The organism is Paraburkholderia sp. RL17-373-BIF-A (assembly GCF_046030175.1).
GTDB lineage: Bacteria > Pseudomonadota > Gammaproteobacteria > Burkholderiales > Burkholderiaceae > Paraburkholderia.
This window is the reverse complement of sequence record NZ_JARESO010000013.1, coordinates 183,531-198,467: the sequence shown is the minus strand read 5'-3', so window position 1 is coordinate 198,467 and position 14,937 is coordinate 183,531. Positions and strand designations below refer to the sequence as shown.

The 14,937-nt window shown below is 62.3% G+C and carries 9 protein-coding genes; 8 read left to right on the top strand and 1 reads right to left on the bottom strand.

Annotated features, from left to right (window positions below; genetic code table 11):
• Window positions 1-6: 6 nt before the first annotated feature.
• The 3 genes from P0D80_RS18595 to P0D80_RS18585 are packed head-to-tail and all read left to right on the top strand — an operon-like array spanning window position 7 to window position 3,353.
• Window positions 7-1,368: an MFS transporter gene (locus P0D80_RS18595; RefSeq protein WP_132377152.1), complete on the top strand. Its 1,362-nt coding sequence runs from the start codon at window positions 7-9 to the stop codon at window positions 1,366-1,368.
• 25 nt (window positions 1,369-1,393) lie between these two features.
• Window positions 1,394-2,383: a substrate-binding domain-containing protein gene (locus tag P0D80_RS18590; protein WP_408285909.1), complete on the top strand. Its 990-nt coding sequence runs from the start codon at window positions 1,394-1,396 to the stop codon at window positions 2,381-2,383.
• A gap of 49 nt (window positions 2,384-2,432) precedes the next feature.
• A complete protein-coding gene (locus tag P0D80_RS18585) occupies window positions 2,433-3,353 on the top strand; it encodes an alpha/beta hydrolase (RefSeq protein WP_408285907.1) in 921 nt (306 codons plus the stop codon).
• Between the two features lie 31 nt (window positions 3,354-3,384).
• Here the strand turns inward: P0D80_RS18585 and P0D80_RS18580 are convergent, their stop codons facing one another.
• Window positions 3,385-5,355 (bottom strand): APC family permease, encoded by a 1,971-nt coding sequence (locus P0D80_RS18580; RefSeq protein ID WP_408285905.1) that lies wholly within the window; start codon window positions 5,353-5,355, stop codon window positions 3,385-3,387.
• A gap of 686 nt (window positions 5,356-6,041) precedes the next feature.
• On the opposite strand from P0D80_RS18580, the gene P0D80_RS18575 reads away from it, so the two are divergent.
• From P0D80_RS18575 to P0D80_RS18555, 5 genes are all read left to right on the top strand, one after another.
• Window positions 6,042-7,334 carry an ATP citrate lyase citrate-binding domain-containing protein gene (locus P0D80_RS18575; protein WP_408285903.1) on the top strand — a complete coding sequence of 431 codons (1,293 nt, stop codon included), beginning with the start codon at window positions 6,042-6,044 and terminating at the stop codon, window positions 7,332-7,334.
• 42 nt (window positions 7,335-7,376) lie between these two features.
• Window positions 7,377-10,082 (top strand): CoA-binding protein, encoded by a 2,706-nt coding sequence (locus P0D80_RS18570; protein ID WP_408285901.1) that lies wholly within the window; start codon window positions 7,377-7,379, stop codon window positions 10,080-10,082.
• A gap of 70 nt (window positions 10,083-10,152) precedes the next feature.
• A complete protein-coding gene (locus tag P0D80_RS18565; RefSeq protein ID WP_408285899.1) occupies window positions 10,153-11,544 on the top strand; it encodes a 2-hydroxycarboxylate transporter family protein in 1,392 nt (463 codons plus the stop codon).
• 91 nt (window positions 11,545-11,635) lie between these two features.
• A complete protein-coding gene (locus P0D80_RS18560) occupies window positions 11,636-13,501 on the top strand; it encodes a sensor histidine kinase (RefSeq protein ID WP_408285897.1) in 1,866 nt (621 codons plus the stop codon).
• On the top strand, window positions 13,491-14,852 hold the full coding sequence (locus tag P0D80_RS18555) for a sigma-54-dependent transcriptional regulator (protein WP_408181346.1): 1,362 nt from the start codon (window positions 13,491-13,493) through the stop codon (window positions 14,850-14,852). The genes P0D80_RS18560 and P0D80_RS18555 overlap by 11 nt, the downstream gene beginning before the upstream one ends.
• Window positions 14,853-14,937: the final 85 nt, after the last annotated feature.

Sequence of the window (14,937 nt, the reverse complement as noted above, 5' to 3'; positions counted from 1 at the left end):
AAGATCATGGCTCAACTTAAAGTGTCGATGCCGGCCAGCCGCATCGATGTTCGGCAGGAACTGGAGGAGGCGCGCCTCGGCCGCTTCCACATTCGTCTGGGTATCCTGATCTCGCTGATTCTGTTGTTCGACGGCTACGATCTGTACAACTCGGCGTATATCGTTCACTACGTCACCGGACCGTGGGGCCTGTCGCCGGTGCGTATCGGCGTGATGCTGTCGAGCGGGCTTGCGGGGTTCGCCGCCGGGTCGGCCGTCAGCGGGCTGCTCGGCGACCGCTTCGGGCGCCGCAAGATCCTGCTGCTCGGCTGCTGGGGCTCCGGTGTGATGAGTCTCGCGATCGCGCTGTTCGCGCACAATCTCGCGTCGTACATCGCATTGCGTGTGACGATGGGGCTGGCACTCGGCCTGCTGATGCCGCTCGCCGTCACCTACATCAACGAGATCGCGCCGACGCGCTCGTCCAACGTCTTCACGATCGTGTTCTTCTCGCTCGGGTGGGTGAGCGGATCGTCGTCGGCGGGGCTGATCGCGGCCTGGCTCACGCCGCATTACGGATGGCAGAGCCTTTACTACGTCGGCGGCATTGCGCTGGTGTTCGCGATGGCGATCCAGCTATGGCTGCCGGAGTCGCCGCGCTTTCTCGCCAATCGCGGCCGGTGGGACGAGTTGAAGCCGCTGCTCTACAGGTTGCGCCCGGAACGCGCCGCGGCGTACGACATGGGCGAGTTCGCCGCGGGCGGCACGCTTTCGCACAAGAGTCCGCTCGGTCGGTTGCTGGCCCAGGATTACCGGCTGCGTACCTTGAGTTTCTGGGCCGCCGGCGCGTTGAGCCTGTTCGCCGCTTATGGTCTGTCGGGCTGGCTGCCGACTATCATGCTCAAGCGCGGCGAGAATCTGTCTTCGAGCTTCGCCTACGGCTCGCTGTTCGCCGGCATGGCGGTGGCGGGCGGACTGATTGCCGGTTTCGCCGCCGACCGCGTCGGCGACCGCCGCAAGGTCCTTGCGCTATCGTATCTGCTTGGCGCCGCGATGGTCGCGCTGCTGGCCTGGGCGACCGACCGCACGACCACGCTGCTTGCCGTGGCCGGCGCGGGCGCCTTCGTGGTCGGCTCGCAGATGGTGCTGAACAACCTCGTCGCGTCGGCGTATCCGACCGAAATGCGCGGCACGGGCGTCGGCGTATTCCTCGGACTATCACGCGTCGGCGCGATGTTCGGACCGGCCGTGGCCGGCCTCCTGCAGCAGTGGTCGGGCGGTCCCGGCATCATGTTCGTCGCGATCGGCGCGGCCGTGCTGATGACGGCGACCCTGGTGCTGACCGTCGGTCCGTCGCAACCGCATGCGGTCGTGACCAACGCCCATTGAAATTTTCGCTTCTACGAGAACCGTTATGTCAAGACTGTCCTTAAGCCTCGCCGTCAGTGATTACGACCACGTGCGCGATCTGGTCTCCGGGCGCGTGCAGCCCGAAGGCATCGAACTGCTGCCCTCGGTCCTGAACGTCGAGGAGATTTTTTATCGCACCACGCATTTCCAGGAGTGGGACATCTCGGAGATGTCGTTCGGCAAATACTCGTCGTTGCGTTCGCAAGGCGACGACTGCCTCGTCGGCTTGCCGGTGTTTCCGTCGCGTTCGTTCCGGCAGTCGTCGCTCTACGTGCGCCGTGGCGGCGCAGTGCGACGTCCGGAGGATTTGCGCGGCAAACGCGTCGGCATTCCCGAGTGGGCGCAAACCGCGGCGATCTATTCGCGCGGCTGGATCGAACATTCGCTGGGTATTCCGCTGTCCGAGATCGAATGGGTGCAGGGTGGCGTGAACCAGGCGGGGCGTAAGGAAAAGGTCGACGTGCGAGTGCCGGAAGGCGTGTCGTATCGATCGGAACCCGGGCATTCGTTGACGTCGCTACTGCTCGACGGCAAGATCGATGCGGTCATGAGCGCGCGTCCGCCCGAGCCGGACAGCGGCCGCGCGGACGAGATCGTGCGGCTTTACCCCGAATTCATCGATGCGGAGCGCGCGTACTACGAGGCGACCCGGATCTTCCCGATCATGCATCTGATCGTGCTGCGCCGCGAGACTTTCGAAAAACACCGCTGGATTGCCGGCAATCTGCTGAAGGCCTTCGAGGAAGCGAAGCGCAACAGCCTGTACCGGCTGAGCGATATCACCTGCTCGCATTTTCCGCTGCCGTGGATGCCGTCGCGTGTCGCCGAAGCGCAAGCGTTGTTTGGCTCGGACATCTGGCCATATGGGCTCGAACCTAACCGCACGACGCTCGAAGCGTTCCTCAAGTTCGGCTACGAGCAGGGCGTGTGCCATCGGCTGCTGAAGCCGGAGGAATTGTTTCCCGCTGAAACGCTCAGTGCGGTGCGCGTATGAACACGAAGCGCGGCAGGCAGGCGAGCCGTGACAAGAACCGGTGCGGCCGATGATCACGCTGCGCAAGACGGGTAGCTTCTTCGTCGGCGGGCGGCGTGTGAGCGTGAGTGGCCGCACGCCGTATCGGGTCACGCTCTCTTCGACATCGACGCGCGACTATGATCCGAACGGCACTTACTGGATCGAGGCGGCCTACGTGCAGTACTTCCTGCAGGCCACGCCGCGCTATCCGGTGCCGCTCGTGCTGATGCATGGCGGCGGTCTGACGGGCGCGATGTGGGAAGACACGCCCGACGGCAGGCCCGGCTGGCTCCAGCGGCTGCTGGAAGAGCGCGTGTCGGTGTACGTGGTGGATAACGTCGAACGCGGACGCGCGGGCTTCTGCGCACTCGACGATGTCTGGCCCGACCAGCCGTTGTCGCGCAGCGATGAGGAGTCCGCGAAGATCTACCGCTTCGGCTACGCTGGCCACCGTTTCCCGCTCGGCGCGCTGCGCGGTCTGTCAGCGCAAACGGTGCCGCGTTGGCCTGGCACGATGGCGCTGCAACGGCAGGCGCTGATCGATGTAGTGACACGCGTTGGCCCGTGCGTGCTGCTCGGCTTTAGCCAGGGTGGCGGATTCGTATTCGACGCGGCCGATGCGGCGCGCGACCTGGTGCGCGCATGCATCGCGCTGGAACCGCACGGCGTGCCCGCGTCGTTCGATGCCGGTTTGCCGGGCACGCCGGCGCTCGCCGTGTTCGGCGACTTTATCGAAGAAGACGAAGCGTGGCGTGCCCATTCTGCTCGCGCGAGCGCCTCGATCGCTGCGTGGAATGCAGCGGGCGGACGAGGCGAACGCATTGATCTGCCGGCGCTCGGCATGCGCGGCAACACGCACATGATGATGATGGACACCAACAGCGACGACGTGTTTCGGATCGTGCTCGACTGGCTCGACGGTTGTGCGGGGATGCGGGTGCCTGGCTGATCGTGACAGGTCGTTACGCCAGGGCCGCCCGTCAACCGATCTTCATCGGCAGGAGCACCATCCGTTTGCCTTGCGACTGTAGGCGCTTCCGGATCTCGGCCGGAGTCCGATTGTGCAGCCACGCCGACAAGTTGACCCGACTGAAGGCGAGCTTGCTGGCGAAACACACACTGTTCGGAAACTCGTCCATGGTGGCTTCGGTAAGTCGCACCAGTCCGTCCATCGGACGCGTGACGAACTCGATCCGGCAATCGGCTGCAAACCCCTGATAGCGGCTCTGGGCCATATAGTACGCAAGCGATGACGACATCTCTTGCCGCAAATGCTCGATATGGTTCGTGTCTTCCCAGCTTTGCGCGTCCACTTCGCCGACTGTCAGGACGATCATGTTGTCGAACCGCCCCGGAAACATGCGCGCAACGCAAAGCAACGCGTGCATGCTTGTACCGCGATGCCGGTCGACAAGCACGATCGCAGTTGACCGGGATGGGTCCGGCCTGAGCGCCGTGTCGCCATCGCCATCGACCTCGGGCGCCGCGCCGGCAAACAGTGCGTCTTCCTTCGCCAACTGCATGGAGATTTCCCTGTAGTGACGCCTGACGAGAAAACACAGCACGATCACCACGCCTGTCACCAGCATGGTCAGCCAGCCGCCCGCAGTGAATTTTTCGACAAGCGTCACGGCGAGCACCGTGACCGTCGTCGAAAGACCGAGCACCGCCAGCGCAAAAGGCCGCAACCAGCCTCCGCGGTCACGGCGGCCCCACCGGTAGATGCACAGGCCGAGGAACGACAGGCTGAAGGTCAGGAATACGTTGATGCTGTACAGCACCACCAGCGTCGTCACATCGCCGTGCGTCCATAGCAGGATCGCGAGATTCGCAACGCCGATGACGACGACGCCGTTCCGTCGTACCAGCCGCGTCGACAGTTGGCGGAAACAACGCGGCATCCATGAGTCCGCTGCCATGTTCGACAAGACCGTTGGTCCGTCGAGGAATCCCGCTTGCGCACCGACGAGCAGCAACCCTGCCTCTAACGCAAGCACTGCAGCCAGCAGGGCGTGGCGTGCAAGCGACGAGCCCACCCCGAGATGATCGATCACGCTGCCAAACACGACAGCGTTGAGCGTTTTGCCCTCGACCGGCCTGGCGTGCCAAAGCATGTAAAGCATGATGATGCCTCCCGCCGTGAAAGCGAGCGACGCCGCCATGGAAAACATGGTCCACTTGCCATTGCGCACGCGCGGCTCGACGATCATGTTGACGTTGTTCGACACGGCTTCAAGGCCGGTATAGGTGCCGCCTCCCAGCGAGAACGCTCGCATCAGCAACGCCGCGACCACGAGCGGGCCGAATGCATGCGACATGCCGCGCGCCTCGCCCACGGCGGCCGGCACGATAGCCGTCAGTTGACCGCTGTGGACTGCCACGCCATATACGATCAGCGCCGCATGAATCACGACGAAGCCAAGGAAAACCGGCAGCAGCACAAGGATCGACTGCTTCATGCCGCGCAAGTTAAGGCAGCTCATCAACACGATCAGGCCTAGCTCCGTGACGAGCCTGAACGCCTGGGCGGTCGCCGGCAACAGACTGAATAGGGCTTCGACACCGCTCGCAATGGACGTCGCGACGGTCAGCACATAGTCGACCAGCAGCGCCGCACCGGACACGACGCCACAGCGCGGGCCGAGCAGTTCGGTCGCGACGCGATAACCGCCGCCACCGGCGGGAAACAATTCGATGATCTGGCTGTAACCGAACGAGACGATGAAGACGGTGGCCGCCGTCGCCGCAGCGAGAAACAGAGCGAGCGGCATGTGCTGTCCGAGCGCGAGAAACGCCTCTTCGGGACCATAGCAGGCTGAGGACAGTCCATCGGCACCGAGACCGATCAACGCGAACAACGGCGTAATCGCGATGGCCTGGCGCGTGCGCGGGTCGAGCGGATCCAGCGCCTCGCCGGCAATCAGCTTCTTTATTTTCCGGAAGGCGGTCACGGCGGACGAGTTACCGTATGAGCGTCCGGGGATAGATCACGTCTTCAAAACGGACGATTTGAACGGCGTTGTTTTTAGTCATTTCTGGATATACGGCCGCGTAAAGCAGGTTCCACCCGACAGGTACAAGGGAATCTGTCATGCTCGGTGGGAGTGCAGAGGATACTTCTGGCGAGATATATTCGTTATAAAATTTCCGCGAATAGAATTAAAACCCCGTATCTGCCCATCTGAATCCACAGCGACATCTGCCGAGCAATCGCAACGTTCTGCTGGATGAACTTTAAGCCTGCGCCGCGGGCGAATTCTGAGGTTCGAGACTTTCCCCGCCGATCCGGCACTTTCAATCAACACTAAAGCCATATAAATCAAAGGCATACGTCTGTTCGCCAACCGTCGATCATTTGGCATGGGCCTTGCGTTAGTGGATGCATAGGCGTTCAACGCCATCAAGGCGTCCGTTCAGGGCGCGATTACGGAGACGACACCCATGATTCGATTGATCGCCCTTTGCGCAAACGCGCGGCGCTAGCGCACCGCAAATCACCTTTTCCCAACCGACTTCAGCACCGACCGCCTCACGCGGCCGGCGGGAAAGATGCGTCCGTCACCGGGCTCTTCAATGCTTGCCCCCGACGCTGCCAACTCTCAGTTTCATTCAAGAAGCAACTCTGAAAGGAGACGATATGCAAGTCACCGGAATGTTGTACGGCGCAAAACTGCTGAAGTTCGGCGGCTTTCCAACTGCCGAAATGCTCGGCCCGGACGCGAGTGAAGAGCAGATCAAGGCCCTCATCGATCGCCATGGTTCCGTGTTTGTGAAGCCGATGTTCAAGGGCGGGATAGGCAAAAAGGGCAAGGCAGGACTGATCGGGCGCGCGAGCGACCTGAAGACCGCATTGAAGGAGAAGGAGCGCCTGTACTTCGCCGAACACCGGCATGGCAATCAGACGGCCAAGGCCAATGGCGTGACCTTCGAAGGCGCCGTGCCGGCTCAGCACGAAGTGTATTTCTCGATCACCGATTCGACGCGTTTCAGGGCGCCGACGATGACGATCACGCATCACGGCGGCGTCGATATCGAGGAACTCGACCCCAGCATGATCGCGCACGTGCCCTTCGATCCGCTAACCGGCCTGAAGGCGTTCGTCGTCGCCAACGCGCTGTCACGCCTGAATGCGCCTAAAGAGATTATTTCGCCGCTGGTCCAACACCTGCCGAAGCTCTGGGAGCTGTATCACAACTTCGGCATGACTACCCTCGAACTGAACCCGATTCGCATGCAGCCGGGTCGTGACGGCCGACTGACGCCCGTCGCCTGCGACTTCAAATGCGGCTTTGACCGCGACGACGTTCGCTGGCAGCGCCTCGACATACCCGCGCATGTGTTCTCGGTCGACTATTCCGATTTCGAATCGGAGATCAACCAGTTGCGGACCTACCAGGGCCAAAGCGACGTCTACGTGATCAACGAAAGCGGCACCATCCTCGCGCCGACATTCGGCGGCGGGGCGAATTCGCTGGTGTCGGAGATGCTCGGTGACGACGCGATCATCTCCTCGGACTTTGGTGGAAATCCGCCCTACGACAAGATGAAGGAAGTGGCTCGCATCTGCTTCAAGCACTGGCTGAAGCAGACCAACGTGCTGTTCATCATCGGCGGGAAGTCGAACAACACCGATATCTTCGAGACCTTGCGCGCCATGGCCGATGCATTGCGCGAGCACTTCAGCAAGAACGGGCCGACGCCGCTCTACGTTGTGATCGGACGTGGTGGACCGAATCTCGTGCGCGGCATGGGTGCGATGCGCGATACCTGCGATGCGCTCGGCCTGCCGTACAGCATCTTCGGATTCGATTCGGATATCAGCGAAGTCATCCAGTACGCGAAGGCAGCGGATGGATGGATGAAGGCAGGCGGCCGCGAACAGGTCGCCGCGCGGCTCAATAGTGCGCAAAGCGCGCCCGCCCAGGCATGAGCCGCCACGACTCGCGTGCATAGATCAATCTGGAGGAAGACCATGTACAGGCAAGGTGCAGGAGATTTCAAATACTACGTCGGCATCAGTTCGCTCGCGCAGGCGGCCAGCCGCGAGGACCGCGTGTGCGTGCTGAACATACTCGGCGGCGAGTCGCGGCAGGTCACGCCGGTGGGGCACGTGTACTCGGGTGGCAACGTCGTTTTCGGCACATCGCCCGGGCGGCGCGGACAGGTGCTCGAGACTTCGCTTGGCAATATCCCCGTGTACAACAGCGTGCTGGAAGGGCTGCAGGACGGCCACCGTTTCAATTGCGGGGTGATCTACTTGCCGCCATCCGCCGCACGCGATGGCGTGGCCGAACTGATTCGCGTCAACCCCGAACTCAAGAAGATCTTCATCGTCACCGAGAAACTCTCTGTGCATGATTCGCGCGAAATACGGGCGATGGGGCAGCAAAACGGCATCGACATCTTTGGCGGCAACAGCCTCGGTATCGCCGATGCATGGAACCGCGTGCGCATCGGCGGTGCGCTCGGCGGCGATAGTCCCGACGAGGCGCTGAAGAAAGGTTCGATAGCGATCTTCTCCAACTCGGGCAACTTCACCACGACGATCGCCACCTACCTGCGAATGGCCGGGTGGGGGACGACCACGCTCATGTCGAGCGGCAAGGACGTCTATATCCACTTTGCGGCGCCGGAGTTCGCGTTCGCGCTCGCCAACGACGCGCGCAGCAAGGCGGCCGTCCTGTACTCGGAGCCGGGCGGCTATTACGAGCTCGAAGCGGAATTCAGCAAACCGGTGGTAGCTTGTGTGGTCGGCCGCTGGAAGCAGAAGCTGACGCGCGCCGTCGGCCATGCGGGAGCATTGGCCGGCGGCAATGACGACGCGGCGTCCAAGGAGCGCTGGTTCATGGAGAAGTTCGGCGTCGACCGGCCGTTCACACCGGACGATCCGGTATGCAGTGCAAAGGGCGCGCTGGTGACCAACATCGCCTACATCCCGGCCGCGCTGACTGCGGTAATGCGCGAAAACGGCGCGCGGCCGGATTTCGAGCCGGAAGGAAGTCTCGCGCTCAAACCGTGGTTTCGTTCGTCGAACGGCATTGCCATGCCGCCCGAGCTCGACCTGCCCGTTGTCGCAGCGCTGTCGCCGTACGACGCGCAGATCGCCACACTGAACCAGCAGGTCGGCATCGTGTTTCCGCGCCAGAACATGAAGGACGCTTCCGGCGCATCGCAGATGGACCCGGGCACGCAGGTGACGAGCCTGCATGGCGTTCCGGTGCTGCAGGCCGCGCAGTATTCACTCGAGGGCAACCTTTGTCTCGCGCTGCTGCATGAGCCGGGAGGCGTGAACGACGCCAGGCTTGTCAGCGTCGCGGTCGGAGCCGAGCTCAATCTGCTTGGCGACGCGACGCTCGCAGCGGCGCAGGCCGCACGCGCCGCGGGCAACGCGCCAAACAGCGTACTCGCGGCCGCGGCGAGCATTGTCGGGCCGCGTCGCGCGGACGGCGCGCGCCGGGCCGCGCGGGCGCTGGTCGAACTCGGCACCGCGGCGGGCTTGCGTGATGCGCTTGACGAAGCTTTCGACGTCACGTCGATGCATTCCGATGCCGAGGCGCGCACGTTGCTCACGTGCGATGCGCCTGACGAAAAGGCCACGGCGATGCTCGCGGGTCTCACGAAAAGAGAGGCGCAGTCCGTGTTCATCCGCTATTTACAGAGCCTCGACGGGCATCCGAGCTCCGATGCCGTGCTGGCTGCTATCACCACGACGCTCGCGTGGGGACCGTTGATGCGTAAGCGCGTATCGCGGATGACCGTCGAAAATCTGCCATGGTGGATGCGCCTGTTCGGAACGTTGATCGGCGCGTCGGTCGATGCAAGCCAACATGAAGTGGGGCGTTTTTGCGGTATCGCGATGGACGAGGTGCTAGGACAACGCTCACTGACCGATGTTGCGTGCGCCGCGTTGATCGGGGGAAAGCCCGACGAAGCCGAACTCTTCGGATTCCAGACACTCGTGGGCCTGCTGCTCACTAACGGACCCGGGGCGATCTCCGCGCAGGGAGCGAAGGGCGCGGTATCGGCGGACGGTCCCGAGACGCCGGAGCGCGTGCAACTGAACAAGGCAATGGTTGGCTTTCTGACGCACGCGGGCTACGCACATGGCGGCAATGGCTTCGAGGGTGTGGCCTTCCTGCTCGAGCGCTTCGAGCAGATCGCGATGTCCGACCCCGGCGACCCGGCGCACGGTATCGACCTGAAGGCGATGGCCGCCGGATTCGCACGTGCCTATGGCGAGGAGCGGGCACAGCGCAAGGAGGTCGGTGCACAGCAAGCGACCGCGCTGCCCTGCATCAACCATCCGGTGTTCAAGGGCAAGCCCGTCAACGTCGATCCACGTGAAGTGTTCGTGCGTCAGCGCTTCGAGGCCCGCGGCGAATACAACGTATTCCACCACTACTATCGGGAGCTGGTGCAGGCGCTCTACGACGAGAACGTGACACGCAACGTGTTCGCGGTCAACGTCGATGCAGTGATTGCTTCGGTGCTGCTAAAGATGCTGTGGGCGCGACATCGCGCGGGCGACTTCCCCAATGAAGCACTCGAGACCGCAGCCTTCACTGTCTTCCTGTATGGCCGGATGATCGGCTGCGCCGCGGAGATCGACGACCACCTGAATCGCGGACGAAATCTCGACACTCGCACGCCTCAGGCGAATGTCCGATTCGTCGCATGAACGGGCTGAAGGCTGCCACTACCATCCACTGATCAGACAAAGACCGGGCCGCATTCGACCGCTTATTGCAATGCGGCACCGGTCTTCAACCGCGAGGAGACGCTTCGTGCACATCCCTTCACACACATCACACCCGACGCCGGCGCAGCAACCCCAAATCAAGCCGCACTTCTGGCCTGAGGGCTGGTGGAAGCTGATGGAATACCGGATCGGTATTATTCCGCTGCCGGTGTACGTCATTCTGCTTGCGCTGATCGCGGGGTTCGCGATCACCGGAAAGGTGCCGGGTGAGATCTCGATGGCGATCGCCGTGCTGGCCTTTTTTGGTTTCACCTGCGCGGAGATCGGCAAGCGCCTGCCGATCGTCCGGAACATTGGAGCTGCCGCAATCTTCGCAACTTTCATCCCCTCGGCGCTGACCTACTACCATTTGCTGCCCAAGCCGATCCTCACGCTCACGACGGATTTCACGAAGTCGACCAACTTCCTCTATCTGTTCATCGCGTCGATCATCGTGGGCAGTATCCTGAGCATGGACCGCCGCGTGCTGATCCGGGGCTTCATCAAGATCTTCGTTCCGCTCGCCCTCGGCTCGGTCGCGGCAGGCATTGTCGGGACACTGGTCGGCACGGCACTTGGCCTCGGCGCACGCCATACGTTCTTCTATGTGGTGGTGCCGATCATGGCGGGCGGCATCGGCGAAGGCGCAATACCGTTGTCGATCGGCTATTCGGAAATCCTTCACCTGCCGCAGGGCGAGCTGTTCGCCCAGGTGCTGCCGCCCGTAATGCTCGGCAGTCTCACCGCGATCATCTTTGCAGGGGCGCTCGACATGGTCGGAAAACGCCTTCCGCATCTCACGGGTCAGGGCCGTCTGCAAGTCGGAGAGGAAGACGAAATGGATCCGGTGCAGGAGGAAATTCGCGGGCATGTCGACGTCTCCCATATCGCAGCGGCGGGAATCACCGCCATCACGCTGTACCTGCTGGGGCTGATGTGTCGCAACATGTTCGGGCTGCCGGCGCCGGTGGCCATGTTGTTTCTCGCAGTGCTGGTCAAGCTCGCCCGGGCAGTGTCGCCGCCGTTGCAGGAAGGGGCCTTTGTCGTCTACAAGTTCTTCTCGACGGCCGTTACCTATCCGTTGCTGTTCGCGATCGGCGTGGCGATGACGCCGTGGGACAAACTGATGGCGGCGTTCACGTTAGCCAACATCATCACCATCGTCGCAACAGTGGCAACGCTAATGGGGACCGGCTTTGTGGTCGGACGCATGTTGAAGATGTACCCTATCGACACGGCGATCGTGAACGCCTGTCACAGTGGGCAGGGCGGGACCGGTGACGTTGCCATCCTCACAGCCGCCAACCGCATGCAATTGATGCCGTTTGCGCAGATCGCCACCCGCATCGGCGGGGCGATCGTCGTCACGATCACGTTGATCGTGCTGGCGCACATGGGATGATCATTGCTATTGGCGACCGCCGGGACGCCGCTCTGCACGTCGGAGTCGGCAGTCATTCTGCAATCGGGCGACCGGTGGGGCGACTTTGAGCATGAGGAAAAACGGCATTCCATTGTGGGGCTTGGTGGCGGCAGCCGCGCTTTACTTCGGCGTGGCTGCCGCCGCGGTCGAGTTCGCGTGGGACCGGTCGATCAATGCGCTGGCGGAAATCGGCACACACCGGCTCGACTTGTATGCCGCCAGCCTCAAAAGCGAACTTGGCCGGTACGAGATGATGCCCGCCATCGTCGCGCGACAGGAAAGCGTGCGTGCATTGTTGGGCGCGATGCCCGACCCGGCGGCCGGACTTCTACAAACGGTGAATACCTATCTCGACGCAGTGAATCACGAGGCCGGCAGCGTTGCCGTGGATGTGATCGACCAGCACGGCTTGGTCATTGCCGCGAGCAACTGGAATCGGCCAGAGAGCTTCGTCGGCACAAACGTGTCCTATCGACCGTATTTCCAGGACGCGCTCGCGCATGGCGCGGGTCGCTTTTTCGGCATCGGTACCAACACCGGCATGCCCGGCCTTTATTTCGCGAGCGCGGTGCGGGATGCGGGTGGGCCGATCGGTGTGACGGCAGTCAAGGTAAGCGTCGACGCGCTCGAATCCGCGTGGAGGACGCCGGGCGAAGCGTCGATGGTGATCGACGCTAATGGCGTAATTGTCATTTCGACGATTCCGGCGTGGAAGTTCACCGCGCTTAGACCGATTACCGCTGAGCAGCAGCACCGGATCCAGGCGTCGCGGCAATACGCGGGCCGCAGCGTTGAAGCGCTGCCGTATCGGCGTCTCGATGATTGGGGTACCTCGGCGTGGTTTGCACGCTTTCCCGACTGGGCTCACCCTGGCCACGAGCGGCGCTATCTGGCGATGTCGCGAACCGCGCCGCAGGCCGGCGATTCGATCCTCGTTCTGCTCGACATCGCCGGTGCGCGGCACCAGCAGCAAATCGCGCTCGCGTTCGTCACGGGGGCCTTCCTCATCGTGGGTCTTTATTGCCTCTATGCGATCCAGCGCCGTCGCGCAATTGCGGAAAAACTAAAGGCACAGGACACCTTGCGCAGCGCCAATGATCGACTGGAGATCACGGTTCGCGAGCGCACGGCGGCACTGACGCAGGCCAACGAGCGGATGCGGCAGGAGATCGTCGAGCGCACACGCGCTGAGCAGCTTCTGCGGGACTCGCAGCAGGAGGTCGTGCATGCGGGCAAGCTTGCCGTGCTCGGACAGATGGCGGCCGGTTTGACGCATGAACTGAACCAGCCGCTCGTTGCCATCAAAACGCTTTGCGAAAATGCAGTCACGTTTTTCGAACGCAATCAACCTGCACCTGCCATCGGAAACCTGCAGCGTATTTCGCGGCTGGTCGACAGCATGGCGGTACTGACAAGTGAACTCAAGACCTTCGCCCGCAAGCCTGATTTCGAACGGGTTGCCGTGTCACTGAATGAGGCGGTGACGCATGCGGTGCTGATCTACGAAGCGCGAATTCGCGACGAACACGTGCAACTAGACGTCCTCATCCCGGCCGGCACGACGATATGCGCGGAGCCGAGCCAGTTGCAGCAGGTGATCGTCAACCTGCTCGGCAATGCGCTCGATGCAGTCGCCGGCCAGACCGAGCGTATTATTTCCATTGAAGCTTCCAGAAACGAGCAGCCGGGCCGCGTGCTCTTCAGCGTCAGTGACAGTGGCCCCGGCATCGCGCCAGAAGTTCTGTCGCATCTGTTCGAACCATTCGTTACCACGAAGCCGCGAGGGCACGGCTTGGGACTCGGACTCGCTATCACCTCCCGTCTTGTCAACGGCTTTGGGGCGCGAATCTTCGCCGCCAATCGACCCGACGGCGGTGCACAATTCACGATTGAATTCTCCGAGACGACGGCACAGGAGACAGCAAATGGGCGATGAGATTTGCGTTGTTGTAGTCGAGGACGATGAGAACGTTCGTCTCGGCGTCGAGCAGGCGGTTGCCCTGGCGGGATTTCCTGTGCGGGCTTATGCGGCTGCGGCTGAGGCGCTGGCGGAGGCCACGCCGGGAGCGCCGGTGGTGATCGTGTCCGACGTTCGGATGCCGGGCATCGACGGCCTGAAGTTGCTCGAACGCGTCCTCGCGGTCGATGCGCAGATCCCGGTGGTACTGATCAGCGGGCACGCGGACATCGCGACCGCGGTGGGTGCGATGCGAACGGGCGCCTATGACTTCATTGAAAAGCCTTTCTCGTCGGACCACATCGCGAGTCGAGTGGCGCGCGCCGTCGAGAAGCGCCGTCTGACGCTCGAAGTACAGGGCTTGCGCGCGGCGCTGCGAAACTGGAAAGGCATAGAAGGCCTTGTGCTCGGCAAGTCACCCGCGATCGTCGAGGTTCGTAGGAAGATCCTGCGGCTCGCGGATACATCTGTGTCGGTGCTGATTACGGGAGAAACTGGCACGGGCAAGGAACTGATCGCGCGCGGGCTGCACGATTTCGGCGGCCGCCGCGATCATCATTTCGTTGCGCTCAATTGCGGCGGTCTCCCGGAGCAGCTATTCGAAAGTGAGTTATTCGGTCATGAAGCCGGCGCGTTCACGGGTGCGATCAAGAATCGCATTGGCAAAATCGAATGGGCCAACGGCGGCACGCTCTTTCTCGATGAGATCGAAACCATGCCCATCGCCCTGCAGATCAAGATGCTGCGAGTACTGCAGGAACGCCGAATTGAACGGCTGGGCGCAAACGAGGAGATCGCCGTCGATTGCCGGATCGTGGCTGCGTCGAAGGCGGATCTCGCCGAGCTTTCGACAGATGGACGTTTCCGGGCCGACTTGCTGTATCGGCTGAACGTCGCGCAGATCGAATTGCCGCCTTTGCGCGAACGTCGTGAAGACGTACCGCTGCTATTCGAGCACTTTGTACTCGCTGCCGCGGTTCGTTTCGGGCAGTCCGCTCCGATTGTGTCGGCATCGCAGGTCTCCGAGCTGATGTCGCACCAGTGGCCGGGCAATGTGCGGGAACTGCAGAACGTCGCAGACCGATTCGTGCTGGGTCTCGGCGGCGATTGTCTGTTGCCGAACGGCAGTCAGCGAATCAAAAGCGGAACGCTTGCGGAGCAACTTGCGCATTTTGAGCACATGCTGATCGAAGATATGCTGCGCCGGCACAATGGAAACATTGCTGAGGCCAGCGCGGAACTGGGAATGCCGAAAAAGACGCTGTATCACAAGGTGCGCCAATTGAAGTTTTCGGCTGGAGACGCGCAAAGCGAAGGGCTCGACGTGTGAGAATCGGTCAGACCGATGGATCATGTGCCTTTCCACAATGCGCGGGATACGGTGCCGCACGCGACATAGTGAGTCATATCGGCCA